Below are 23,449 nucleotides of genomic sequence, written 5' to 3'. Positions count from 1 at the left end.
CTTTCGTTCACGCAAGCGCTGCTGCCGGCGCAGCCGGCAGCAGCTTCACGTCTTACTTGACGTCTTACTTGGTGACGGTAATGACCGACCGCTTGCCGCCCTTGAAACCGTACAGCGTCACGGTGCCATCGCACACATCGCCGCGCTGATCGAACGCGATCGGCCCGGTCACGCCCTTGTACTGGATCTTGGCCAGCACCGGCAGATACTTCGCAGGCGCCGACGACCCGGCCTTCACCATCGCCTCGGCCATGGTCATCACCGCATCGTAGGCATACGGCGCGTTGATCTGCACGTCGATCCCGAAGCGCTTCTTGTAATCGGCGCGGAACTTGTCCATGCCGGCCTTGGCCTCGCCCTGCACGCCGCCCGCTTCCGCGCACACCACCTGGCCGTCCGCCATGGTGCCGCCCGACAGCTTGAAGATCTCGTCCGAGCAGATGCCGTCGCCGCCCATCATGCGCACGTTCATGCCCAGCTGCTTCATCTGGCGCAGCATCGGGCCGGCGGTGGCGCTCATGCCGCCGAAGAACACCATGTCCGGCTTGCTGGCGCGGATGCGGGTGATGATGGTGCTGAAGTCGGTCGCTTTCTCATGCGTGAATTCGCGCGCCACCACGCTGCCGCCCTGCTTCTGCAGGCTGCGCGAGAACTCGGTCACCAGGCCCTGGCCGTAGGCGGTGCGGTCGTCCACCACGGCGACGCGGCGCACCTTCATCGTGCCGGTCGCGTAGCGGCCCAGCGCCTGGCCCAGCTGCACGTCGTTGGCCACCACGCGGAAGGTGGTGTTGTAGCCTTGCTGGGTGTATTTCGGGCTGGTGGTCGACGGCGAGATCTGCGGGATGCCGGCGTTGTAGTAGATCTTCGAGGCCGGGATGGTGGTGCCCGAGGTCTCGTGGCCAACCATGCCGTTGATCTTCGCGTCGACCAGCTTCTGCGCCACGCTGGTGGCCTGCTTCGGATCGCCGCCGTCGTCCTCGGCCATCAGCTGGAAGGTCACCTTCTTGCCGCCGATCGCCACGCCGCGCGCGTTGAGCGCCTCGATCGCCATGCGCGCGCCATTCTCGGTGTCCTTGCCGAAGTAGGCCACCGGGCCGGTCACCGCCGCCGCGTGGCCGATCTTGACCACTTCTTGCGCATTTGCTGTACCCGCCGCCATCAGCGCGGCAACCACCACCATCTTTTTCTTCATCGCTTCCTCGTCAACTTGCACGACGGCGCCCGTGCGCCGCCCAACCGGGCATTCTACCGCGCGCCCGCGCACGCTGCACGGCACGCGATATTAACGTAGTGACAATTGACTAGATTTTTATGCAACAGATACGGTATGCTGCTGCGCTTGTCCGTACGAAGATGACCGCCTCAGGGCGACAACAATGACAGCAACGGAGACCATCATCGTCACCCCATTCCCTTTCCGACTGGCGGCCGCCGGCGCCATGCTGCTGTCGCTCGCCCTGCCCGTCCAGGCGACCGGGCAGGCGCCGCGTCATCATGCTGCGCATCCGGCACGCATTGCCTGCGACGGCGCCCAGCCCTGCGACCAGGAAAAGCAGGCCGCGCCGCGCCGCAAGCCGCTCAAGGCCTCTGTAAAACGCGAATGCACACGCCTCGACGCCGCGATCCGCGACAACGAAGAAACCGAGCAGCGCGCCGGCGCGCGCGGGGTGATGGAGTCGCTCCAGCAGGACGCGCAGAGCCTGCGCAAGCGCTACCGCGAACTCGGTTGCTGAAGCGGCGCCTGGGCTTCGAAGGTCACGCTGGCCTTCAGGCCACCGAGCCGCTCTGACTTGTCCAGCGCCAGTGTGGCGCCGTGGCGTTCGGCGATCGCCTTGATGATGGCCAGGCCCAGGCCGCTGCCGGCCGCTTCGCTGCCGGCCACGCGGTAGAAGCGGTCGAACACGCGCTCGCGTTCCTCCGGCGGGATGCCGGGGCCACTGTCCTCGACCAGCACCACGATCCGCCCGCCCTCGGCATGCACCGCGATGTCGACGGTGCCGCCGCCCGGCGTGTACTTGACGGCGTTGTCGACCAGGTTGCGCAGCAGGATCTGCAGCGCGTCCGGCTGGCCGTCGATGGTGGCGGGATCGGCCTGCTGCACGCCCAGGTCGACGCCCTTGTTGGCGGCCACGCCGGCCAGGTCGGCCACGGTGCGGCGCGCCAGGTCGGACAGGTCGACCGGCCGCGGCGCCGCCCCACCCTGGGCGCTGGCCTCGTGGCGCGCCAGCACCAGCAATTGCTCGACCAGGCGCGTGGCGCGGTCGATGCCGGCGGTCAGGCGCCCCACCGCCACCCGGCGCGCTTCCGGATTGTCGGCGCGGTCCAGGCTTTGCGCCTGCAGGCGCAGCGCGGCCAGCGGCGTGCGCAGCTCGTGCGCGGCGTCGGCCACGAAATGCTGCTGGGCGTCGAAGGCGGCCTGCACCCGGCCGAACAGCAGGTTCAATTCCTGCACCACCGGCCGCACTTCGTCGGGCAAGCCGTTGTCGGACACCGGTGACAGGTCGTCGGCCTGGCGCGAAGCCAGTTGCGAGCGCACCCGCGCCACGGGTTTCAATGAGCCGCTCACCACCCACCACACCACCAGCATCAGGATCGGCATCATGACCGCGATCGGTCCCAGGGTGCGCAGGGCCAGGTTGCCGGCCATGTTGCGGCGCACGGCCAGGTCCTGCGCCACCTGCACCGTCTGGTTCGCGGTCTGGATCGAGAACACGCGGTAGGTGGTGCCGTTGGCGCGCACGTTGGAAAAGCCCAGCACCGCGCGCTGCGGCAGGCGCGCGCGCGAGACGCTGTGGAACATCTGCACGCCGTCGGGTGACCACATCTGCACCACCATGTCGTCGTTGCCGCTGGCGCTGTCGGCTTCGGCGCGCGCGCGTCCTTCGTTGTTCGACAGCGGGGTGCCGGAGCGCAGCGACAGCGCCATCTGCTGCATGTGGTAGTCGAAGATCTGGTCGGCGTCGTGCAGCGCGGTGCGGTAGGCGATGGTGGCCTGGGCCAGCGCGGCCAGGGTGATCGCGGCGAGCAGGAACCAGAGCAGGCGCCCGCGCAGCGAGTGCGTCATTTTCATACCTTGGGAACCATATAGCCCACGCCGCGCACGTTCTGGATCAAGTCGCTGCCGAGCTTCTTGCGCAGGCCGTGGATGTAGACCTCGACTGCGTTGCTGGAGACTTCATCGCGCCAGCTGTACAGCTTTTCTTCGAGCTGGGCGCGCGACAGCACGGCGCCGGGACGCGCCACCAATGCCTCGAGCACCGCCCATTCGCGCGCCGACAGCGAGACGTTGGCGCCATCGACCATCACCTCGCGGGTGGCGGGATTGACGCTGATGTTGCGGTATTCGAAGACCGGTTCGGCGCGGCCGGCGGCGCGCCGCAGCAGCGCGCGGATGCGCGCCAGCAGTTCGTCGAGGTCGTAGGGTTTGAGTACGTAATCGTCGGCGCCGGCGTCCAGGCCGGCGATGCGCTGGGCCACCGAATCGCGCGCGGTGGCGACCAGCACCGGGGTGCGGTCCTTGCGCGTGCGCATCGAGCGCAGCACGTCGAGGCCGTCCTTGCGCGGCAGCCCCAGGTCGAGCAGCACCAGGTCGTAGTTCTGGTTCTGCATCAGGGCCGTGTCGGCCATCTCGCCGTCCTTGACCCAGTCGACGGCGTAGTGCTCGGCCCTGAGCAGGTCGAGCACCACTTCGCCGATCATCGTGTCGTCTTCCACCAGCAGCAGTCGCATGTCTGTTTCCGTGTCGAGCCGATGCGCTGGAAGGACGCCGAGCTTCCTTAACCGATCCGCACCGGAATGAAGATTTTGTCACTCCCGCGCTGGATCAGCAAGGCCACCGACTTGCTGGCCTTGGACATCACCTCGCGCACCTGCTCGACCGAGTTAACCGGACGGCCGTTGACCGAGATGAGCACGTCGCCCGGTTCAATCCCGGCCATCGCGGCGGCGCCCGAAGCGTCTTCGATCACCAGCCCAGCGGCGATGCCGCTCTGGCGCCGCTCGACCGGCTCCAGCGTGCGCAGGCTCAGGCCCAGCTTGGCGCTGTTGTCGAGCGAGGCGACTTCTTCGCGCTCGCCACGCTTGGGCTTTTCGCTGGCGTCGGCCAGGGTGGCGTCGATGCGCACCAGCTTGCCGTCGCGCCAGACGTCCAGCGCCACGCGCTCGCCCGGCTTGGACAGGGCCAGCATGCCCGGCAGGTCGCCCGAGCCGATGATGGCCTGGCCGTTGGCGCGGCGGATCACGTCGCCCGACTTCAGGCCTGCCTTCTCGGCGGCGCTGCCGCGTTCCACACTCGAAATCAGGGCGCCCTCGGGCGACTCGAGCTTGAACGAATCGGCGAAGCTCTGGCCGACTTCCTGCACGCTCACACCCAGCTTGGCATGCTGCACCTTGCCGGTGGCGACGATCTGGTCCTTGATGCGCACCGCGAGGTCGATCGGGATCGAGAACGACAGGCCCTGGTAGCCGCCGGTCTGGCTGTAGATCTGCGAATTGATGCCGACCACTTCGCCACGGGTGTTGAACAGCGGGCCGCCCGAGTTGCCGGGGTTGACCGCGACGTCGGTCTGGATGAACGGCACCGTGCTGTCCGGCAGCGAGCGGCCGGTGGTGCTGACCACGCCGGCGGTGACGGTGCTCTCCAGGCCGAACGGCGAACCGATCGCCAGCACCCACTCGCCCACCTGCACCGACTTCGATTTGCCGATCGGCGCCACCGGCAGGTTCCTGGCGTCGATCTTGAGCACGGCCACGTCGGTACGCGGGTCGGAGCCCAGGACCTTGGCGCGGAATTCGCGGCGGTCCTGTAGCTTGACGGTGACTTCGTCGGCGTTCTGCACGACGTGGGCGTTGGTAAGGATGACGCCGTCCGGGCTTACGATAAAGCCCGATCCGGCGCCGAAAACGGGAGCTTCACGACCGCCGCGGCCACCACCGTAGCGCGGGTCCTGAAACTGCTTGAAGAATTCATAGAACGGGTGGCTCGGGTCGAGCGCCGGCACGCCGCCGCCACGATTGGCGACCTTGGTCGAGCCGACCACGCGGATGTTGACCACCGCCTTGCCGTTCTGCGCGGCGATGCGCGTGAAATCGGGAAGTGCGACCGGGCTGGAAGGCGCGCCGACGGCGGCAGCCGGTGCGGGCGCGGGGGCCGGCGCAGGGGCGGCTGCGGCAACGGCGGGAGCGGCTTGGGCCGCGACGTTATTGTGATTGACTGCGATTGCGCCGACCGCGCCGCCAACGATACCCGCGGCACACAGGGCCAGCGTGAGGCGTTTGGCAGTGATGGCAGTAACGGCACCTTGGTTCGACATGGTTGTGCTCCTGATGAAGGTGGTTGAATCGACGATGTGGACTATCGATGAAACGTATCTTCCCGCATGAGCCTTAGACAATACTTAAGTTATTGAAGGGCTGTCTTAAAGCCCACTTAAGTAGGGTTGGCGGCCGCGGAAAACACATAGCTCCAGACGTGCAAAGGGCGCCCTCGCGAGCGCCCTTCTTTCAAACGACTACCGTGGCATCACGCCAGGGCGTCCGGTCCATACGACACTGCCTCAAGCGGCTTCGCGCTGTTCCAGGGTCTTGACGTTGCCGGTGTTGCCCAGCGCGTCGGCAATCGCGATCTTGCGCGGCTTGAGCGCTTCCGGCACTTCGCGCACCAGTTCGATGGTGAGCATGCCGTTGTCGAACGACGCGGTGGTGACCTTCACGTGATTGGCCAGCTGGAAGCGCTGCTCGAAATCACGGGCCGCGATGCCGCGGTGCAGGAAGGTGCGCTGGGTGGTGTCCTTCACCTTGCGGCCGGTAACCACCAGGCTGTCACGCTCGGTGACGATTTCGACTTCGTCGCGCGAGAAGCCGGCCAGCGCCATCACGATGCGGTATTCGTCTTCGCTCACCAGCTCGATGTTGTACGGCGGGTAGCTCGGCTGTGCTTCGGCGCGTTGCTCGAGCAGGTTGGCCAGGCGATCGAAACCGATGGCGGAACGGTACAGGGGAGTCAGGTCAAAAGTACGCATGATATTCATATCCTCGTTAAGTTAAGCGATAAGTGACGGACCTCGTTGAGCATCCGTTGAGTCCAATCTAATGCCACCCTAATGCGTTTTCAAGGCATACGAAATACGAATTTTTAGGCCACTTTTCGAATTTTATTTGCATCATGTTTCAGTGGAAATTACAAGGAAATTTGCGTTTCGACGCGTGCTACACTCATTTTCTTGTGCCTTGTTTTCCTGTCCCTACCATGACCGCATCCCGCAGTTTCCTCGCCCGCGCCGCCCGTCCGGCCGGCGCCCTCGCCGTTGCCCTTGCCTTCGCCTTCCCCGCCGTTGCCGCGACCGCCACCGTCCCAGCCGTCCCTGCCATCGGCAAGGCGGCGTATCCGGGCACCATCGCGCTGCACGTCGACGCGTCGAACCTGTCGCAGCAGGTGTTCCGCATGCGCCTGTCGATGCCGGCGCGTCCGGGTCCGATGACGCTGCTGTATCCGCAGTGGGCGCCGGGCAACCACGGCCCGAACATTCCGCTGACCCAGCTCGCGGGCCTGAAGTTCAGCGCCGGCGGTAAACCGGTCGAGTGGACGCGCGATCCGGTCAACGTGTATGCCTTCCACGTCACCGTGCCGCAGGGCGCGACCACGCTGGAAGCCGAGTACCAGTTCCTGTCGCCGCTCGACACCTCGCAGGGCCGCATCACCATGACCGACGACATCCTCGGCGTGCAATGGCAATCGGTGGCGCTGTACCCGGCCGGCTACGACGCCCGCCGCATCACGGTGCAGCCGACCCTCACGCTGCCGAAGGACTGGCAGTTCGCCAGCGCGCTGGAAGTCGAGGGCCGCACCGGCGACGAAGTGCGCTTCAAGCCGCACGACCTCGACACCCTGGTCGATTCGCCCCTGTTCGCCGGCCGCCACTTCAAGCGCATCGACCTGGCGCCGGGCGCCAAGACGCCAGTGATGCTGAATGTGGTCGCCGACAACGCCGAGAACCTGGAAGCCAAGCCGGAACAGATCGCGCTGCACCGCGCGATGGTCGACCAGGCCATCAAGCTGTTCGGCTCGACCCACTACAAGCACTACGACTTCCTGTTCGCGATCTCGGACGAATTCGGCGGCATCGGCCGCGAGCACCACCAGTCGAGCGAGAACGGCGTCAAGCTCGGCTACTTCACCGAGTGGAACCGCAACGAAGCCGGACGCGAACTGCTGCCGCACGAATTCGTGCACTCGTGGAACGGCAAGTTCCGCCGCCCGGCCGGCCAGGAAGTCCCGAACTTCAACACCCCGCTGCAGAACGAACTGCTGTGGGTTTACGAAGGCCAGACCCAGTTCTGGGGCAAGGTGCTGGCCGCGCGTTCGGGCCTGGTGTCGCAGAACCATGCGCGCGAGGCGCTGGCGATCGACGCCGCACGCTACGACAACACGCAGGGCCGCGACTGGCGCGCGATGCAGGACACGGTCAATGATCCGATCATCAACGGCCGCCGTCCGATCGGCTGGGGTAACTGGCAGCGCAGCGAAGACTACTACACCGAAGGCATGCTGATCTGGCTCGACGTCGACACCAGGATCCGTGAGATGTCGGGCGACAAGCGCAGCCTGGAAGACTTCGCGCGCGCCTTCTTCGGCGTCGAGAACGGCCGCGTCGATGCGCTGTACTACGCGTTCGACGACGTGGTGGCGGCGCTGAACAAGATCCAGAAATTCGACTGGGCGCCGTTCCTGCGCAAGCGCCTCGATGGCCACGGCCCGGGCGCCCCGCTCGACGGCCTGGCGCGCGCCGGCTGGAAGCTGGTCTACAGCGACACCCCGAGCGACGCCGGCCGCGCCGCGGAAGAGCGCAGCAAGAGCACCGACTTCACCTATTCGCTCGGCTTCTCGGTGCGCCAGGACGGCGGCGTGACCGGCGTGATCTGGGACGGCGTGGGCTTCCGCGCCGGACTGGCCGCCAACACCACCATCGTCGCGGTCAACAACCGCGTGTACAAGGGCGAGGTGCTGAAGGCCGTGGTGCGCGACGCCAAGGCCGGCAAGGGTCCGATCGAGCTGCTGGTGAAGAAGGGGAACAACCTGCGCACCATCTCGCTCGATTACAAGGACGGCCTGCGCTATCCGCGCCTGGAGCGCATCGCGGGCACCAGGGATCGCCTGGAGGCGCTGTTCAAGGCCAAGTAAGCGGGCCTTCAACCTTCGCTCAGCCGATATCGTTCGCGTCCTGAGTTGAAAGTAATACGTCGTTCCCGCGCAGGCGGGAACCCAAGTTCTGCATGCGTTATCGTGACGCCGGCAACCTTGGGTTCCCGCCTCCGCGGGAACGACGGTTTTGGGCCAACACATTTCTCAGGTGGCGCGACGCTTGACCACCCGTTGAACGCGTGGACGGCAAGCCGTCCACCCTACTTGACCAATGCGCGATGCGGCGGCTAACATGGTCCCATGCCTTTCATCGTGATCATCCTGGCCAGCGCCATCGCTGCCTATTATTCCTACCGCACCACACGGCGGTAGGGGCGATCACGCAACCCGGTCCGCCTGATGCGGACATCACACGGGCAAACCGGTCTTCCTTGGGCGTTCCACACGTTCCACACTCCGGAGACCTCATGTCCATCAATTCCGATCTGCTCGACCTGCTGCAAGAACGCGGCTTCATCCACCAGTGCACCGACGCCGCCGGCCTGCGCCACGCCATGGGCAAGCAGCCCGTGACCGCCTACCTCGGCTTCGACGCCACCGCCGACAGCCTGCACGTGGGCCATCTGCAAGGCCTGATGCTGATGCGCTGGCTGCAGCGCGCCGGCCACAAGCCGATGCTGCTGATCGGCGGCGCCACCACCCGCATCGGCGACCCGAGCTTTCGCGACACTTCGCGCCCGCTGCTGGACGACGCCAGCATCGCCGCCAACATCGAAGGCATCCGCAGCGCTTTCACGCACTACCTCGGCGCAGACGTGGCGGTGGTCGACAACGCCGAATGGCTGAACGGCCTGGGCTACCTCGACTTCCTGGGCCAGGTCGGGCGCCACTTCAGCGTCAACCGCATGCTGACGTTCGATGCGATCCGCTCGCGCCTGGAACACTCGCTGTCCTTCCTCGAATTCGGCTACACCCTGCTGCAGGCCTACGACTTCGTCGAGCTGGCGCGCCGCCACGGCTGCACGCTGCAGATCGGCGGCGCCGACCAGTGGGCCAACATCATCAACGGCATCGACCTCGGACGGCGCCAGTCGTCGCTCGACCTGTACGGCCTGACCATGCCGCTGCTGGCCACCAGCGACGGCAAGAACATGAGCAAGTCGGCCGGCGGCGCCGTGTGGCTCAACGCCGACCGCCTGCCGCCCTACGATTTCTGGCAGTTCTGGCGCAACGTCGACGACCGCGACGTGGGCCGCTTCCTGGCGCTGTTCACCGAGCTGCCGATGAGCGAGGTGCGGCGCTTGGGCGCGCTGCAGGGCGCGGAACTGAACGCGGCCAAGATCGTGCTGGCGGACCAGGCGACGCTGCTGGCGCACGGGCCGGACGCGCTGGCGGCGGCGCAGCGCGCGGCGGCCGGCGCGTTCGGATCCGGTGCGTGCGCCGACCTGCCGGCCTGGCCGCTCGCTGCAGCGCGTCTGGCGGCCGGCGTGACGCTGGCCGAGCTGGCGGTGGACGCCGGCCTGGCTGCCTCGCGCGGCGCGGCGCGCCGGCTGGCGGCGGGCGGCGGCCTGCGGCTCGATGGCGTGACGGTGCTTGACGCCGATGCGGTGCTGGCCGGCGGCGCCGGCGAATGGGTATTGTCGGCCGGTCGCAAGCAGCATGTGCGCATTGTCGTGAGCGACGACATGGCGTGAGCGGCGGCCGGCTGCCGGCAGGACGTGTTGTGGCACACTGACGCCATCCATCGCCACCTGTCAGCGCCCATGAACAAGTTTGCAGCCAAGCCCTACCTCCAGCGGATCTGGCCCGAGTTCGGGAACGACGTCGACCTGAGCGAATTCCCGTTCAACGTCCCGGCGGTGCGCGACTTGCAGCAGATCGAGTTCCACGCCGACGTCACCTTCTTCGTCGGCGAGAACGGCAGCGGCAAGTCGACCATCCTGGAAGCGATCGCGCTGGCGCTGGGCTTCGGGGTCGAGGGCGGACCGATGAGCATCCAGCTGCTCGACACGCTGGGCGAGCGCTCGGCGCTGGCGCGCCACATCCGCATGTCGCGCAGCTTCAAGCGTCCGAAGTACGGCTACTTCATGCGCGCGGAGAGTTTCTTCAATGTGGCGACCTATATGGACAAGGAAATCGGCGCTTCGTGGTCGTACGGCGTCCCGGCGCTGCATGCGCGCTCGCATGGCGAAGCCTTCATGAGTGTCCTGCTCAACAAATTCAGGAGCGATGGCCTGTACCTGCTGGACGAACCCGAGGCGGCGCTGTCGCCGAACCGCCAGCTGGCGGCGCTGCGCGCGATCGACCAGCTGGTGCAGCAGCGCTCGCAGTTCATCATCGTCACCCATTCGCCGATCCTGCTGGCCTACCCCAACGCCAAAATCCTGGCGTTCGACGGCAGTGGCATCAGCGAGATCGCCTACGAGGACACCGAGCACTTAGCGGTGACGCGCGACTTTTTGAACCACTATCCGCGCCGGCTCGAGCAGTTGCTGGCGCCGGACCTGGACTCCGACTGATTCATTCTGCGGCGACGATGGCGCGCGTCCTTCAGGCGTAATGCCCGGCGTCCGGCGGCGGCACCACCCAGGAGTGCATGCGCGATTCATACACCGACACGGTCGGCGCAGGAAAACCGGGATCCGCGAAGACGCCGACCGGGATCGTCAGGTAATCGGCGAATGCGTCGGCCGCGTAATAGACCGTGACGCCGCAGCGCGGGCAGAAATGAAACGTGGCGCACGTCCCTTCGCCGCCCTTGCGCACGTACTGGGTCGAGTTCGCGGCAATCGCGACGTTCTCGCGCGCGAACCGCGCCTGTTCGCTGAACGGGCCACCGGTACGACGCTGGCAGGCCAGGCAATGGCAGATCGAGATGCGCACCGGTTCGCCGGTGACGTGCGCCGTGAGCTGGCCGCAGCTGCATGAAGCGAATCGGGTTGCCATGGGGTCTCCTGTCGGTCTCGGGTTGGATCGGCGTGGGTCGGCATTTCAGGCACTGTCCGTCGTCGATATTCTTCCTTTGCCGCATGGCCGTCAAGCGCCCTGCGCCGGCCAGTCGGAAGGCGATCTGGCGCGCGCGCCGCCTTGCTCTTCTATCGGGCGTAAGCCAATAAAAGTGCATGCTATGCTCGATGCATGCTGGCGCCGAAGCGCGTTCGGCGAACGACAACATGTTTTGAGGCGACGCTATGAAAGACGTAAAAGTTGATGTCCGTGTCAATGTCGGCGTAGATGCTGCAAGCACGATCTTGCTGCTTGCGTCGGCGGCGATGGCCTTGTTCTTCTACAAGCAGAACAAGCAGGAGAAATTGAAAGCTTCTTGACGGCTGTTGTCGTCGATGGCCTGCGCATTGTCGACACGCTGCGCAGGATCGACCGGCGCGGCGATACGTGCCATGCTCCTGGATCCGGGTCTCAGACCTGCGTCGCATCTTCCACCGGCACCAGCCGCTGCAGCGTTTCGGCGACGTGGCGGCCGAACATGCGGGCGCTCTTGACGTCGCCCGGCGGGAAGGCGTCGGCCGGCATGCCATGTCCGGCCTGGGCCATCAGACCGGTCCACGAGCCGAGCCGGTTGGCCGCTTCGCGTTCCGGTACGCCGGCATGCTGCTCCGGCAGGAAGGGATTGCCGACCCAGAGCATTCCGTGCTGCATGCAGAAGGTCAGCATCGCCTGCAGCGTGGACTGCTTGTCGCCGGCCGGCAGCGACGACACGGTGAAGCCGGCCGCCAGCCGGCCTTCCAGCGCACGCGCGCGCCACAGCGGGCCGGTGGCATCCATGAACAGCTTGAACGGTCCCGAGACGCCGCCGAGATAGGTCGGCGAACCGAGGATACAGCCGTCGTAGGCGGCCAGGCCGGCGGGGTCGCGCGCCGCCTGCTCTGCCTCCAGCAGCGTCACGCGCGTATGTGCCACGGCGTCGGCGCCGGCCGCCACGTGATGGGCGATGTGGGCGGTGTGGCCATGGGCGCTGTGATAGATGATGACCAGCGTCTTGGCGCGCGGACCGGCTGTTGCATCGGTGAGTGAACCGCGCGGCGGCATGGTGTGCGCGTTCATCCGACCAGCTCCGCGCCGAGACGGGCGCACAGGTACAGCGCACAGCCGAACACGATGTGGTTGGCCACGCTGCGCAGGCAGTTGCGCAGCGGCGCCGGCGTCTTCGATGCGGCAAAGCCCGCCCCCATCGCGGGCTGCATCACGAACAGCGGCGCCGCCACCGTCGCCAGGCCAAACGCCACGGCCGGCGCCAGACGGGGGCTGCGCAGCCAGTCGATGCCGGCCAGCGCGACCAGCATGGCGGCGAACACGATGCCGATGGCGTAGTGCAGCAGCCATCCGAGCGCCGTTTCGTGGCGCACCGGCGGCGCCTTGCCGATCGGCGCGTGGCGCAGGCGGCCGCGCCGCAGATGGCCGGCCCAGCGTCCCAGCATGGCCAGGTCGAGCGTCGGCACGCCGAGGCGCCGCAGCAGCATCAGCCATGCATCGAGCAGCGCGGTGGCGCCGCAGCCGATCAGGGCAATCAAAACGATCTCGGTGGTTCCCATGGTTTCCTCCTTGTTGACGGGACTGGCGATGCAGCCCACTATAGAAGTTGAAGTCAACTTCAAGTCAAGGGGTGATGGATGGATATCGCGGAAGTCGCGAAGAAGACCGGCGTGCCGGCGTCGACGCTGCGCTACTACGAGAAGCGCGGCCTGATCGCCTCGAGCGGGCGCCACGGGCTGCGCCGGCGCTTCACGGACGATGTGCTGGAGCGGCTGGCGCTGATCGCGCTGGGACAGGCGGCGGGGTTGTCGCTGGAGGAGATCCAGGCCATGCTGGCGCAGGGAGGCGATCCGGCGATCGACCGCGCGATGCTGGCGGCGAAGGCGGACGAGATCGACGCGCTGGTGCTGCGCTTGCGAACGATGAGCAAGGGGCTGCGCCATGCCGCCGCGTGCCGGGCGCCGAGCCATATGGCGTGTCCGACGTTCAGGAAGCTGATGGCGTCGGCGGGATCGGGGGCGTTGGAGCGGCGCTGGCGCGGGACGGAGTTGCCGAAACCGGTCGCCGGCAAGCTGTAAAGCCTCGCCTGTGTCATCGACGCACCTATGTGCTGCGCTGTTCAAGAAGATTATTGCCACGCGTTGCAGCGATGCATGCGGCCGATCTATGCGGCATGTGCCAGTCAGTGATGCCTGTCTCGACATGATTCACGCAAGTGGCGGCCAGCAGCTCGTGGGGCGGATCCTCGGGCAGAACTGCACAGTTCACCGGCGTTTGTAGTGGAGCGCGCGATCTGAATGATTCCGCAGCGCCGGTCGAAGCCGGCGACACGACGATTATCTCAGTCGATGTCGTCATTGGCGACTGCACTGATGCTGCCATCCCATGTGGCCGTGTCGCAAGTCTACAGATTCTTTCCAGCGCATACCCTGGTCATGCTACCCCTCGTACCGGGAAAGCCTGTAACAGGCGCAAGCAGTGTGACGAGAGCGTCGCCAAATAGTTTTGATCAATCATGAGTGTGAATCTGTGCTCTTGGGTCAACTGATTTGGCGTGATCCGGAGCTCCATGTCGACTGCACCAAGCGATTCTTGAACCGGCAATGCTGATGTGAGGTCCTCCCAATTCTCTAACTGGAGTCTCATGGGATGGATTTTATTTGACGCGATAAAGCGCACATAACTTGTTGCCGTCGGGATCACGCACATAGGCCAAGTTCAGCGTGCCCATATTGCTCTCGCGCAGGCCCGGCGGCTCTTCGATCGAAGTGCCGCCATGCGCAACGGCGATGTCATGGAACTGCTGTACTTGCTCGGGTGAGGTGCATTTGAAGCCGATGGTGGCGCCATTGGCGGCACTTGCCTGTTCACCGTTGATCGGCTCGCTCACGCAGAGACTGTTGCCTTCGTGCCGGTAGGAAAAACGGGGGGGGGTGACCGGTGCAGGGCACGTACAGCACCTGCAACAGCTGACGGTCAGGAAGGCAAAAGACGGCGCGCGGCTGGCGACGCTATGAGAGTTGATTAGCCTTCAGCGCGAATAGCAAGGTAGCATCCTGAGACAGTATGAGTTTTTCATCACACACTCCGGAGCTCGCCATGAATCTCACCCGCCTCGTCGCTGCTGCAGCGCTGCTCTTTGCGTCCACCGCTTATGCGGCCCCTGGCTCAGCACCAGCACCGATGACTGTGACAGATCACACGGTTCAGCCAGTTCACGTGCCACGTCACGCTTCCCTAGAAACGGAAAACAGCGTGCAGCAAAGGCGAGTATTTAAACTTGTAAAAGATTTACAAGCTCTGGCGCTTGATCCGCCATCCATTACCTCTGAAAAAATCAAAAGTACATTTCCTGGTAATTATGAGACCTATAGATGTAATCCCCACGGCTTCTGCAGTTTCAGCAACTCGGATCATAATGCCGCGGCTAAGCTGAACAGCTTTCATGCATCTTCGACACGCTCGACAAGATTCCGCAATGCCACAATGGTTTTTACAATCCCGAAAAAATACTATTGTCTCCAACATCGGCGTTTAGATACTCTAATCCGACGAAAAAGCAAAAGTTCATCTACGCCGCCAACAATAGACGCCTTCGGCACATTTCCGAAAAACTTCGAAATTTACGACTATGAAATTCTGCATGCAGGCAAGCCAAACGTAATCATTTCAGCCATTATGGACGAAAATTGTGTGATTGAACTTCGTTTTAATGTCGCAACAAATAAAAAGGGGGAATGATGGCATATACAGTTGCTCAACTCGTTACAGCATTGGAAGGAATTAATAGCTCGACCTTAAAATCACAGATTCTCGATTTTTAAATAGCGGCGGCCTTGTCGATATCACAAGTGCACCAGTGAGCCAGTATCAGTCGCAACCTGCTATTAACGGCGTCGTGCAAAACGGCACGTTCAAACGGGACTCGACACTTAACCGAACAAGCCATGCAAAAACCAGCGTGGCGTCGCATCCTCGCCCGAGCCATTGATGCGCTCGCGATACACCCAGTACAGCATGTGGTCCTTGCCTTCGGCAATAAAGTAATCACGCGTCTGCGTCTCGCTCCACCACCCTGCCTCGATGCGTTCGGGGTTCGACGCCACCCGCAATGGCGAGCCATAGAACGGCCGGTGGTCGCGCATCAGCAGCGCGATCGGCTTGGCCAGCAGCCAGCTCGGCCGCGGCAAACTTTGCACGTCGGGCGGCATCTGCGCCGCGCGCAGCGAGGGGCTGATCTTCTGCTGCACCGGCACCCAGGCATTCGCCACCTCGGGACGGTAGTCGGCATGCGGCAGGAACTGCAGCACGTTCTCGGTTCCCAGGCGCGCCACCAGCAGCTCGATCATGCGCATGCGGTCTTCCTCGCTGCCGCCGGGATCGGGGAACAGCGAATCGGTGGGCGGCGCCATCGCCTGCAATTGCTGCGCCTGCAGGCCGAGGCCGATCACCGGCGCCTCGAGTTCGAGCTTGGCCAGGCGCTCACGCAGCAGCCGCACCAGGTGCTCGTCGCGCCAGGTGGGTTCGGCCAGCGCCAGTTCGACCGGGGTGGGCGGACGCGCCACCCTGCCCCGCTCGTGTTCGAGCAGCAGCAGGATGCGCTCGACCGCCAGCTGGCGCGCGCACAGCCAGCCGGTCATCTGCAGCACCAGGCGGTGGGCGCCGGCCAGCAGCAGGTCGGCCTGCTCGATGCGATCGAACAGTTCGAGCCGCGCATGGAAGTGTTCGGGCGGTGCCACCCACTCGAACAGTTCGTGGCTGTGGCCGTAGGCGGCGTCGAGCACGTCGAGCAGCGCGCGCCCGCAGCGCCGCTGCAGGCCGGGACGCGGCAGGCGCCGCAGCGCGTCGAGCCGGCGGCAGCCGAGGCCTTCGAACCAGGCGGCATAGGGACGCGCCGGCGGCAGCAGCGCCACCGGCAGGCGGTCGAGCCGGCGCACCAGCGACTCCATGCGCAGGGCGCGGCCGGCGTTGCGACGCGCCAGCAGCCAGGCGCCGCGCGCGGTGGGGGCGCAGCTGATGCAGGCGGTGAAGCCGAGCGCATCGAGGTTGGCGCGGATGCGCGCGCACAGGCGGCGGATGCCGCCGAACAGGCGCAGGCTGGCGCCGACGTCGAGCAGCAGCGTGGCTTCTTCGGCCATGGCCACCTGCGGCGTGTACTGCAGCATCGCCATCGCCGTCGCGTTCAGGGCCTCGGCTTCGCGCTCGTGGCTGCGTTCGACGATGCGCGCCTCGGGCATCAGCATCAGCACGCCGCCACGGCGCATGCCGGGCTGCACGCCGGCGGCGCGCGCCAGTGGCGACAGCGCCATCACCCGCTCCTGCTCCAGCACGACGCTGCCTGCGTCGTTGCCGAAGCTGGCGCCGACGCCGGCAGCGGTGTGTGGTGCTAGAGCGGAAGCGGCGCCGATAGCCGCACCGGCAATAGCGCCAGCAGCGGTGCCAGCAGCGGCGCCAGCAGTAGCGCCAGCAGCGGCGCCGCCGTCAGTGCGCCAGCGCGGGCTGAAGACCTCGAGCGGTAGCTGGGGCAAATACAGGCCGATCCAGAGGCGCATGGCGTTGCAGCAGTGAAGGGGTCAATGGAAGGAACAGCGGCGCTTCGCGCAGCGGCCCCCGGCGTTTGACGAAGTCGATGCTCATGCCGCCGGCCGCCGGCCGCAAGGCAAGACGCAAGGGCGCGGGAGAAGCGTCCTGCGCCGCGGCCAGCGGACGCAGCATGAAGAACAGCGTGTCGCCACCCTGGGCCGCCAGGTGCAGGCGGCGCAGGCTGTCGGGACGCACGTGATTGGCCCAGAACAGCAGCGCTCCGCAACTGCCGCTACGCAGCACCTGCTCGGCCGCCCACAACGCGTCGGCGCTGCGCTTGCTGCGCAGCCACAGCAATTGGGCCGGGTCGAGGCCGAGCGCGGCCAGCGCCAGCGCCTGCGGCGCATGGGGCGGCTGCAGCAGGACGATACGGCGTTCGGCGCAGGCCGACAGCGCCGGGCGCAGCAGGCGCATTTCGCCGATGCCGGGTTGCTGCAGCAGCAAATCGACCAGGGTGCCGCTGGGCCAGCCGCCACCCGGCAGCTGGCTGGACAACGCCGCATGGCCGGTGTCGATGCAGCGCGTGTCGGCATGCGCCAGTTGCGACGCGCGCCACAACGATGGGTGCAAGGCCTCCGGCGCGGCAAGAATGGATGAACAATTCATGGCAGGTTGGCAAACTAATACTGTATAAACATACAGTACTCGTTGAAGCCGGGTTTGGCAAGATCTATTCATTTTAGCTATACCAGTTGGGTGATTGGTATTGACCGAAATTAAACGTACTGCCGAGCTGGCGCACATTTCCGTGTGATCGCGGCGCTTGTTTATTGGCGCTTTGGCACCAGATGGCCTGTGCGCTGCTTTTACCCTGCAGCGCCCACGCACAAGGAGCATCCATGCAAGACGACATCCTGGTCAGCAAGGCCGCCACCATCGAACGCTGCTGCGCCCGCGCGCGCGAGGAATTCGACAAGGATCCGGCCACCTTCCCCGACGACGTCACGCGCCAGGACGCCGCCACGCTGAACGTGATCCGCGCCTGGGAAGCGGCCATCGAGATGGGCGACTACGTGATCGGCAACGCGCGCCTGGGGCTGCCGCAGGACGAGCGCGCAGTCATCACCCTGCTCGCCGAGCATGGATGGATCGCGCCGACGCTGGCCGAAGACCTGAAGCGCAGCGGCGAATTCTGCCGCGCCGAATGGGATTACCAGGCCGCGCCGTTGCCGGCGCTGGTGACCATCATCAAGCGCGGCCTCGACGATTTCACCGATTACGCGGCGGCCCTGCTCGGCGGCGCCCGCACCGTCGACTGAAAAGAACGATCAGGCAACAGTCCGCCAACATCGAGGCAACATCGCGGCAACAACCGTTGTCAGCGCGCCAACCTCGCCCTAACTGGTATCATGCGCCATTTTCCGGATAACCAAGCGCCGTTTGTCCGACACGAACGCCCGCCAATCCGCACTATTCAGCACAACAACAAATGACCACACCAAACAACCTGCCCGGCTTCTTCAGCCGTCTTTCGATCGCCTTCGGCGCCCTGTTCAAGTCGCTGGGCGACGCCGAGTTCGCCGCGCGCGTGCGCGATGACGGCGTCGGCCCGACCGCCGCTCCCGCTCCCGCGCCTGCGCCCGTCGTTACGCCGGCACCTGCGCCAACTCCAGCACCGGCGCCGCTGCGCGCCCCAACCCCGGACGCGGCCTTGCAACTGCTGAGCCTGTTCCAGCGCGAAGCACGCCTGATCGACTTCACCCAGGAAAACCTGTCCGCCTACTCCGACGCCGACATCGGCGCCGCCGCGCGCGTGGTGCACGAAGGCTGCGCCCGCGTGCTGCGCGAGCACTTCACCATCGAGCCGGTGCGCAGCGAAAACGAAGGCAGCCGCGTCACCCTGCAGGAAGGCTTCGACGCCGCCAGCGTGCGCCTGACCGGCAACGTGGTCGGCAAGGCGCCGTTCACCGGCACGCTGTCGCACCGCGGCTGGCGCGCCTCGAAAGTCACGCTGCCGCAGCTGGCCGAGAGCCACGACGCGCGCGTGCTGGCTCCGGCGGAGGTGGAACTGTGAGCGACCAGACTAGCGCACGTTACGCCATCGGCATCGACCTGGGCACTACCCACAGCGCCCTGTCCTATGTCGACCTGCAGGCCAGCGACGGCGAAAAGGCCGTCGAAGCGGTGCTGCCGATCCCGCAATTGACCGCACCCGGCGCTGTCGAAGCGCTACCGCTGCTGCCGTCCTTCCTGTACCTGCCGCACCCGGACGAACTGCCGCCTGGCGAGCGCGCCCTGCCCTGGAACGAAAGCCCGGACAGCGCGATTGCCGGCGAGATGGCGCGCAGCCGCGGCGCCACCACTCCGATCCGCCTGGTGTCGTCGGCCAAGAGCTGGCTGTGCCACCCGGGCGTCGACCGCCGCGCCGCGATCCTGCCACAGGATGCGCCGGAAGAAGTCACGCGCGTGTCGCCGCTGGCGGCATCGACCCGCTACCTGGAACACCTGCGCCAGGCCTGGAACGCCGCGCACCCCGAAGCGCCGTTCGACCAGCAATCGGTGACAGTTACCATTCCCGCTTCGTTCGATCCGGGCGCGCGCGAGCTGACCGCGGAAGCCGCGCGCCAGGCCGGCTTCGCCCCGACCCTGCTGGAAGAGCCGCAAGCGGCCCTGTACAGCTGGATCCAGGGCAGCAACGGCCGCTGGCGCAAGCAAGTGCAGCCGGGCGACATCATCCTGGTGGTCGACGTCGGCGGCGGCACCAGCGACTTCTCGCTGATTGCAATCCTCGAACGCGACGGCAAGCTGGAACCTCACCGCATCGCGGTGGGCGACCACATCCTGCTGGGCGGCGACAACATGGACCTGGCGCTGGCGCACTTCGTGGCCCGCAAACTGGCGGCCAACGGCACCCAGCTCGATGCCTGGCAGATGCGCGCCCTCACCTACGGCTGCCGCAGCGCCAAGGAAGAACTGCTGGCCAACCCGAACGCCACCACGCATCCGATCGTGGTGCCGAGCCGCGGCTCGAAGCTGATCGGCGGCTCGATCCGCACCGAACTCACACGCGAGGAAGTCACCGCCTTCATCACCGACGGATTCTTCCCGCGCGTCGAAGCCAGCGCCCGTCCTGCCGTGCGCGCCCGCGCCGGCCTGACCCAACTCGGCCTGCCGTATGCCCAGGACGCGGCGATCACGCGCCACCTGGCCGCCTTCCTGGCGCGCCAGGCCGGCGCCACCGCCGAACTGGAAGGTTTCGCGGGCCGCGTGAATGCGGAACATACCTTCCTGCATCCGAGCGCGGTGCTGTTCAACGGCGGCGTGTTCAAGTCCGGCATCCTGGCCCAGCGCGTGATGGACACCATCAACGACTGGCTGTACATGGAAGGCGCGGAACCGGCGCGCATGCTGGAAGGCGCCGACCTCGATCTGGCGGTGGCGCGCGGCGCAGCCTACTTCAGCTACGCCCGCCGTGGCGGCGGCGTGCGCATCCGCGGCGGCACGGCGCGTTCGTACTACGTCGGCGTGGAGTCGTCGATGCCGGCCATTCCCGGCATGGAGCCGCCGCTGGAAGCGCTGTGCGTGGCGCCGTTCGGCATGGAAGAAGGCAGCGAACTCGAACTGCCGGGCCAGGAATTCGGCCTGGTGGTCGGCGAGCCGGTCACCTTCCGCTTCTTCGGTTCGACCGTGCGCCGCCAGGATCGCATCGGCGAAGTGCTCGAATTCTGGGGCCCGGACGAGCTGCAGGAAATGAACGAGATCCAGGCCACGCTGTCGCCCGAGGGCCGTGTTGCCGGCGACGTCGTGCAGGTGAAACTGCACGCATTGGCAACCGATGCCGGCACGCTGGAACTGGCGGCGGTGGCGCGTGACGGCCAGCGCTGGAAAGTCGAGTTCGACGTTCGCAGCGCGCCCGACGCCCAGTGACCACCTTAGTCGGCATCGACCTCGGCACCACCAACACGGTGCTGGCCTATGCCGCGCCCGGCCAGGATGGTCCGGGCGCGATCGAGCTGTTCTCGATCGAACAGCTGGTGGCGCCCGGCGAAGTGACCGGCGCCCCGCTGCTGCCGTCGATGCGCTACCACCCGGCCGACGGCGAGCTGGCGCCCGGCGAGCTGCAACTGCCGTGGAATGCGCCTGACGTCGCCGGCGTCGAACGCGTCGCCGTCGGCCGCCTGGCGCGCCTGCTCGGCGCCGCCACGCCGGGACGCCTGGTCGCCAGCGCCAAGAGCTGGCTGTCGCACCAGGGCGTCGACCGCATGGCGCCGATCCTGCCCTGGGGCGCCGACGGCGACGTCGCCAAGGTGTCGCCGGTGGCGGCCAGCGCCAGCTACCTGGCGCACCTGCGCGCCGCGTGGAACCAACGCTTTCCCAAACAACCCCTGGAACGCCAGCAGATCGTCCTCACCGTCCCCGCGTCGTTCGACGAAGGCGCCCGCGCGCTGACGCTGGAGGCGGCCAGACTGGCCGGACTGCCGGACGTGCGCCTGCTGGAAGAACCGCAGGCGGCGCTGTACGACTGGCTGTACCGCTACCGCGCCAACCTGGCCTGCGAACTGGGCGAGGCGCGCCTGGTGCTGGTCGCCGACGTTGGCGGCGGCACCACCGACTTCAGCCTGGTCAAGGTCGAGGTCAATGACGGCGAGCCGGTGCTGACCCGCATCGGCGTCGGCAACCACCTGATCCTGGGTGGCGACAATATGGACCTGGCGCTGGCGCACCTGATCGAGGCGCGCATGGCGGGGCAGGATGGCACTGACGCCGGGCGTACGCGTTTGTCGGCCGCGCGTCTGGCCCAGCTCACCGAACGCTGCCGCGCCGCGAAGGAGCAGCTGCTGGCCGATGAAGGACCGGACAGCGTCGGCGTCACCCTGCTCGGCGCCGGCAGCCGCCTGATCGGCGCCAGCCGCAAGGCCGATCTGCGGCGCGAGGACATCGAGCGCATCGTGCTGGACGGCTTCTTCCCATTGAATCCCGAACGCGAGGAAGCACGCCGCGCGCGCGCCGGCATCGTCGAATTCGGCTTGCCGTATGCGAGCGATGCCGCCGTTACGCGCCACCTGGCCGGCTTCCTGCGCCAGCATGCAGCAGCAGCGCGCGAAGCGCTCGGCATCGCGGACGGCAACGTGATCCCGGTGCCCGACACGCTGCTGCTCAACGGCGGCGTGTTCCGCGGCGCAGCGCTGGCGCGGCGCCTGGCCGACACCCTGGCCGGCTGGCGCGGCGCGCCGCTGCGCATTCTGCACAACGAAAATCCGGACGTCGCCGTCGCCCGTGGCGGCGTCGCCTACGCGCTGGCGCGCCAGGGCCTGGCGCCGAGCATCGCCAGCGGCGCCGCACGCAGCTACTACCTGCTGCTGGACGAAGGCCGCGGCGACAAGCTGTCCACCGTCTGCCTGCTCCCGCGCGGCACGCCGGCGGCGATCGAGGTCGCGCTGGCCGGGCGCAGCTTCGCGCTGCGCGTGGGGCGGCCGGTGCGCTTCCACCTGGTCTCGACGGTGGCCGACGCCGGCGCCGCGCCGCAAGCCGGCGACCTGGTCGAACTCGATGCGGCCGAGGTGGTGCGCCTGCCGACCATCGCCACCGTGCTGCGCGCCGCGCGTGGCACCGCCAAGGGCGACACTCCGGCAGAAATCCCGGTGCAGCTGGTGGCGATGCTGAGCGAAGTCGGCTCGCTCGACGTGCACTGCGTCGCCGAGAATGGCGGCCAGCGCTGGCAGCTGGCCTTCCAGCTGCGCGACCAGGCCGACGTCGATGAAGGCGAGGATGAAGTCATGCCGCCTCAGTTGGATGCGGCCATCGAGAAGATCGAGCGCGTATTCGGCGCCCGCTCGAAACAGGTCGACGCCAGGGAAGTAAAGCAGTTGCGCGCCAGCCTGGAACACCTGCTCGGTTCACGCGAGCGCTGGACCACGCCGCTGCTGCGGCGCCTGTTCGACGCCCTGCTGGCGCGCGCCAAGGGCCGGCGCCGCTCGGCCGAACACGAACGCGCCTGGCTCAACCTGGCCGGCTACAGCCTGCGTCCCGGCTTCGGCCACCCGCTCGACGAGTGGCGCATCGAGCAGCTGTGGGCGATGTTCGAAGGCGGCGTGCAGCAGCACAAGGACAGCCAGGTGCGCGCCGAATGGTGGACGCTGTGGCGGCGCGTGGCCGGTGGCCTGTCCACCGAAGCGCAACTGCGGCTGCTGGACGATTTCGCCTTCAACCTGCAGGCCGACGAATCCGAACGCGGCCGGCGGCCGGTCACGCTGGTCGACGGCAGCGAGGAAGACATGCTGCGCGTGGGCGCCTCGCTGGAACGCATCCCGTCGGCCTACAAGGCCGAGATCGGGGAATGGCTGCTGGGCCAAATCACGCAGATCGGCAGCGCCGGCAAGCCGGACGCGCGCGCCATGGCGCGCTATGGACGCTACCTGTGGGCGCTGGGCCGGGTCGGGGCGCGCCAGTCGTTCCAGTCGAGCGCGCACGAAGTGGCGCCGCCCGAGGTGGCCGAAGGCTGGCTGCAAACGCTGATGCAACTCGACTGGCGCAAGATCGAACCGGCCGGCTTCGCCGCCGCCCACATCGCGCGCATGACGGGCGACCGCTCGCGCGACATCGGCGAGGCGGTGCGCGCCGATGTACTACGGCGCCTGGCCGCGAGCGGCGCGCCGCAGGCGTGGACGGCGATGGTGCGCGAGGTGGTGGAACTGGACCAGGCGGTCGAGACGCGCCTGCTGGGCGATGCCCTGCCGCCGGGTTTGAAATTGTTACGTTAAGAACTCCCACATCATCACCGATGCGTCACCACCT

At 66.7% G+C, this 23,449-nt stretch carries 22 protein-coding genes; 11 read left to right on the top strand and 11 right to left on the bottom strand.

Annotated elements, in window-relative coordinates; all coding sequences use genetic code 11:
- Positions 1–64: 64 nt before the first annotated feature.
- A complete protein-coding gene (locus tag QPK27_RS02300; protein ID WP_290416573.1) occupies positions 65–1,192 on the bottom strand; it encodes a branched-chain amino acid ABC transporter substrate-binding protein in 1,128 nt (375 codons plus the stop codon).
- Positions 1,193–1,376: 184 nt separating this feature from the next.
- On the opposite strand from QPK27_RS02300, the gene QPK27_RS02295 reads away from it, so the two are divergent.
- The gene (locus QPK27_RS02295; RefSeq protein ID WP_290416572.1) at positions 1,377–1,733 is read left to right on the top strand and encodes a hypothetical protein; all 357 of its coding nucleotides are present in this window, start codon (positions 1,377–1,379) and stop codon (positions 1,731–1,733) included.
- Here QPK27_RS02295 and QPK27_RS02290 read toward each other — a convergent pair.
- The 4 genes from QPK27_RS02290 to QPK27_RS02275 form a co-directional block, all read right to left on the bottom strand.
- A complete protein-coding gene (locus QPK27_RS02290; protein WP_290416571.1) occupies positions 1,712–3,070 on the bottom strand; it encodes an ATP-binding protein in 1,359 nt (452 codons plus the stop codon). The two genes, QPK27_RS02295 and QPK27_RS02290, sit on opposite strands and share 22 nt — an antisense overlap.
- Positions 3,067–3,729 carry a response regulator transcription factor gene (locus QPK27_RS02285; protein ID WP_290416570.1) on the bottom strand — a complete coding sequence of 221 codons (663 nt, stop codon included), beginning with the start codon at positions 3,727–3,729 and terminating at the stop codon, positions 3,067–3,069. Before QPK27_RS02285 ends, QPK27_RS02290 begins: the two co-directional genes overlap by 4 nt.
- Positions 3,730–3,776: 47 nt before the next feature.
- Entirely contained in the window at positions 3,777–5,312 is a 1,536-nt protein-coding gene (locus tag QPK27_RS02280; protein WP_290416569.1) for a Do family serine endopeptidase, read from the bottom strand.
- Positions 5,313–5,555: 243 nt separating this feature from the next.
- Positions 5,556–6,020 carry an Hsp20 family protein gene (locus QPK27_RS02275; RefSeq protein ID WP_290416568.1) on the bottom strand — a complete coding sequence of 155 codons (465 nt, stop codon included), beginning with the start codon at positions 6,018–6,020 and terminating at the stop codon, positions 5,556–5,558.
- Positions 6,021–6,247: 227 nt separating this feature from the next.
- On the opposite strand from QPK27_RS02275, the gene QPK27_RS02270 reads away from it, so the two are divergent.
- From QPK27_RS02270 to QPK27_RS02260, 3 genes are all read left to right on the top strand, one after another.
- The gene (locus QPK27_RS02270) at positions 6,248–8,179 is read left to right on the top strand and encodes a M61 family metallopeptidase (protein WP_290416567.1); all 1,932 of its coding nucleotides are present in this window, start codon (positions 6,248–6,250) and stop codon (positions 8,177–8,179) included.
- Positions 8,180–8,607: 428 nt separating this feature from the next.
- Positions 8,608–9,834, top strand: a complete 1,227-nt coding sequence (tyrS, locus tag QPK27_RS02265) for a tyrosine--tRNA ligase (protein WP_290416566.1) — start codon at positions 8,608–8,610, stop codon at positions 9,832–9,834.
- A 69-nt stretch (positions 9,835–9,903) separates the two neighbouring features.
- A complete protein-coding gene (locus QPK27_RS02260) occupies positions 9,904–10,659 on the top strand; it encodes an AAA family ATPase (protein WP_290416565.1) in 756 nt (251 codons plus the stop codon).
- A gap of 31 nt (positions 10,660–10,690) precedes the next feature.
- On the opposite strand, the gene QPK27_RS02255 is transcribed toward QPK27_RS02260, so the two are convergent.
- Entirely contained in the window at positions 10,691–11,086 is a 396-nt protein-coding gene (locus QPK27_RS02255; protein ID WP_290416564.1) for a GFA family protein, read from the bottom strand.
- Positions 11,087–11,331: 245 nt separating this feature from the next.
- Between QPK27_RS02255 and QPK27_RS02250 the strand changes: the two genes are divergently transcribed.
- Positions 11,332–11,466, top strand: coding sequence for a hypothetical protein (locus QPK27_RS02250; RefSeq protein WP_290416563.1), 135 nt, complete (start codon positions 11,332–11,334; stop codon positions 11,464–11,466).
- Positions 11,467–11,557: 91 nt separating this feature from the next.
- Here the strand turns inward: QPK27_RS02250 and QPK27_RS02245 are convergent, their stop codons facing one another.
- Positions 11,558–12,202: a flavodoxin family protein gene (locus QPK27_RS02245; RefSeq protein ID WP_290416562.1), complete on the bottom strand. Its 645-nt coding sequence runs from the start codon at positions 12,200–12,202 to the stop codon at positions 11,558–11,560.
- Positions 12,199–12,690 carry a DUF2938 domain-containing protein gene (locus QPK27_RS02240; RefSeq protein WP_290416561.1) on the bottom strand — a complete coding sequence of 164 codons (492 nt, stop codon included), beginning with the start codon at positions 12,688–12,690 and terminating at the stop codon, positions 12,199–12,201. The genes QPK27_RS02245 and QPK27_RS02240 overlap by 4 nt, the downstream gene beginning before the upstream one ends.
- Positions 12,691–12,768: 78 nt before the next feature.
- Between QPK27_RS02240 and QPK27_RS02235 the strand changes: the two genes are divergently transcribed.
- Positions 12,769–13,209, top strand: coding sequence for a helix-turn-helix domain-containing protein (locus QPK27_RS02235; protein WP_290416560.1), 441 nt, complete (start codon positions 12,769–12,771; stop codon positions 13,207–13,209).
- A gap of 578 nt (positions 13,210–13,787) precedes the next feature.
- Here the strand turns inward: QPK27_RS02235 and QPK27_RS02230 are convergent.
- Complete coding sequence (locus tag QPK27_RS02230; protein WP_374046994.1) at positions 13,788–14,021, bottom strand: VOC family protein; 234 nt, start codon at positions 14,019–14,021, stop codon at positions 13,788–13,790.
- 209 nt (positions 14,022–14,230) lie between these two features.
- On the opposite strand from QPK27_RS02230, the gene QPK27_RS02225 reads away from it, so the two are divergent.
- Complete coding sequence (locus QPK27_RS02225) at positions 14,231–14,872, top strand: hypothetical protein (RefSeq protein ID WP_290416559.1); 642 nt, start codon at positions 14,231–14,233, stop codon at positions 14,870–14,872.
- A 191-nt stretch (positions 14,873–15,063) separates the two neighbouring features.
- Here QPK27_RS02225 and QPK27_RS02220 read toward each other — a convergent pair whose 3' ends face one another.
- Positions 15,064–16,683: a DNA polymerase Y family protein gene (locus QPK27_RS02220; protein ID WP_290416558.1), complete on the bottom strand. Its 1,620-nt coding sequence runs from the start codon at positions 16,681–16,683 to the stop codon at positions 15,064–15,066.
- On the bottom strand, positions 16,613–17,320 hold the full coding sequence (imuA, locus tag QPK27_RS02215) for a translesion DNA synthesis-associated protein ImuA (protein WP_290416557.1): 708 nt from the start codon (positions 17,318–17,320) through the stop codon (positions 16,613–16,615). Before imuA ends, QPK27_RS02220 begins: the two co-directional genes overlap by 71 nt.
- Positions 17,321–17,553: 233 nt before the next feature.
- On the opposite strand from imuA, the gene QPK27_RS02210 reads away from it, so the two are divergent.
- The 4 genes from QPK27_RS02210 to QPK27_RS02195 all read left to right on the top strand — a co-directional run bounded on the left by QPK27_RS02210 (position 17,554) and on the right by QPK27_RS02195 (position 23,415).
- A complete protein-coding gene (locus tag QPK27_RS02210) occupies positions 17,554–17,973 on the top strand; it encodes a DUF86 domain-containing protein (protein WP_290416556.1) in 420 nt (139 codons plus the stop codon).
- A 170-nt stretch (positions 17,974–18,143) separates the two neighbouring features.
- Positions 18,144–18,728 (top strand): DUF2760 domain-containing protein, encoded by a 585-nt coding sequence (locus QPK27_RS02205; protein WP_290416555.1) that lies wholly within the window; start codon positions 18,144–18,146, stop codon positions 18,726–18,728.
- Positions 18,725–20,581, top strand: a complete 1,857-nt coding sequence (locus QPK27_RS02200; protein WP_290416554.1) for an Hsp70 family protein — start codon at positions 18,725–18,727, stop codon at positions 20,579–20,581. Before QPK27_RS02205 ends, QPK27_RS02200 begins: the two co-directional genes overlap by 4 nt.
- Positions 20,578–23,415, top strand: a complete 2,838-nt coding sequence (locus QPK27_RS02195; RefSeq protein ID WP_290416553.1) for an Hsp70 family protein — start codon at positions 20,578–20,580, stop codon at positions 23,413–23,415. Before QPK27_RS02200 ends, QPK27_RS02195 begins: the two co-directional genes overlap by 4 nt.
- Positions 23,416–23,449: the final 34 nt, after the last annotated feature.

The sequence above is a fragment of the Massilia sp. YIM B02443 genome (assembly GCF_030411955.1).
Lineage (GTDB): Bacteria > Pseudomonadota > Gammaproteobacteria > Burkholderiales > Burkholderiaceae_D > Telluria.
This window is presented reverse-complemented; position numbering and strand designations above follow the sequence as displayed.

Coding starts and splice junctions, on each gene's coding strand:
- QPK27_RS02245 (WP_290416562.1), bottom strand. CDS start 12,202: ATGAACGCGCACACCATGCCGCCGCGCGGTTCACTCACCGATGCAACA.
- QPK27_RS02210 (WP_290416556.1), top strand. CDS start 17,554: ATGCAAGACGACATCCTGGTCAGCAAGGCCGCCACCATCGAACGCTGC.
- tyrS (WP_290416566.1), top strand. CDS start 8,608: ATGTCCATCAATTCCGATCTGCTCGACCTGCTGCAAGAACGCGGCTTC.
- QPK27_RS02240 (WP_290416561.1), bottom strand. CDS start 12,690: ATGGGAACCACCGAGATCGTTTTGATTGCCCTGATCGGCTGCGGCGCC.
- QPK27_RS02255 (WP_290416564.1), bottom strand. CDS start 11,086: ATGGCAACCCGATTCGCTTCATGCAGCTGCGGCCAGCTCACGGCGCAC.
- QPK27_RS02290 (WP_290416571.1), bottom strand. CDS start 3,070: ATGAAAATGACGCACTCGCTGCGCGGGCGCCTGCTCTGGTTCCTGCTC.
- QPK27_RS02300 (WP_290416573.1), bottom strand. CDS start 1,192: ATGAAGAAAAAGATGGTGGTGGTTGCCGCGCTGATGGCGGCGGGTACA.
- QPK27_RS02285 (WP_290416570.1), bottom strand. CDS start 3,729: ATGCGACTGCTGCTGGTGGAAGACGACACGATGATCGGCGAAGTGGTG.
- QPK27_RS02235 (WP_290416560.1), top strand. CDS start 12,769: ATGGATATCGCGGAAGTCGCGAAGAAGACCGGCGTGCCGGCGTCGACG.
- QPK27_RS02220 (WP_290416558.1), bottom strand. CDS start 16,683: ATGCGCCTCTGGATCGGCCTGTATTTGCCCCAGCTACCGCTCGAGGTC.
- imuA (WP_290416557.1), bottom strand. CDS start 17,320: ATGAATTGTTCATCCATTCTTGCCGCGCCGGAGGCCTTGCACCCATCG.
- QPK27_RS02280 (WP_290416569.1), bottom strand. CDS start 5,312: ATGTCGAACCAAGGTGCCGTTACTGCCATCACTGCCAAACGCCTCACG.
- QPK27_RS02270 (WP_290416567.1), top strand. CDS start 6,248: ATGACCGCATCCCGCAGTTTCCTCGCCCGCGCCGCCCGTCCGGCCGGC.
- QPK27_RS02295 (WP_290416572.1), top strand. CDS start 1,377: ATGACAGCAACGGAGACCATCATCGTCACCCCATTCCCTTTCCGACTG.
- QPK27_RS02260 (WP_290416565.1), top strand. CDS start 9,904: ATGAACAAGTTTGCAGCCAAGCCCTACCTCCAGCGGATCTGGCCCGAG.
- QPK27_RS02275 (WP_290416568.1), bottom strand. CDS start 6,020: ATGCGTACTTTTGACCTGACTCCCCTGTACCGTTCCGCCATCGGTTTC.
- QPK27_RS02205 (WP_290416555.1), top strand. CDS start 18,144: ATGACCACACCAAACAACCTGCCCGGCTTCTTCAGCCGTCTTTCGATC.
- QPK27_RS02250 (WP_290416563.1), top strand. CDS start 11,332: ATGAAAGACGTAAAAGTTGATGTCCGTGTCAATGTCGGCGTAGATGCT.
- QPK27_RS02225 (WP_290416559.1), top strand. CDS start 14,231: ATGAATCTCACCCGCCTCGTCGCTGCTGCAGCGCTGCTCTTTGCGTCC.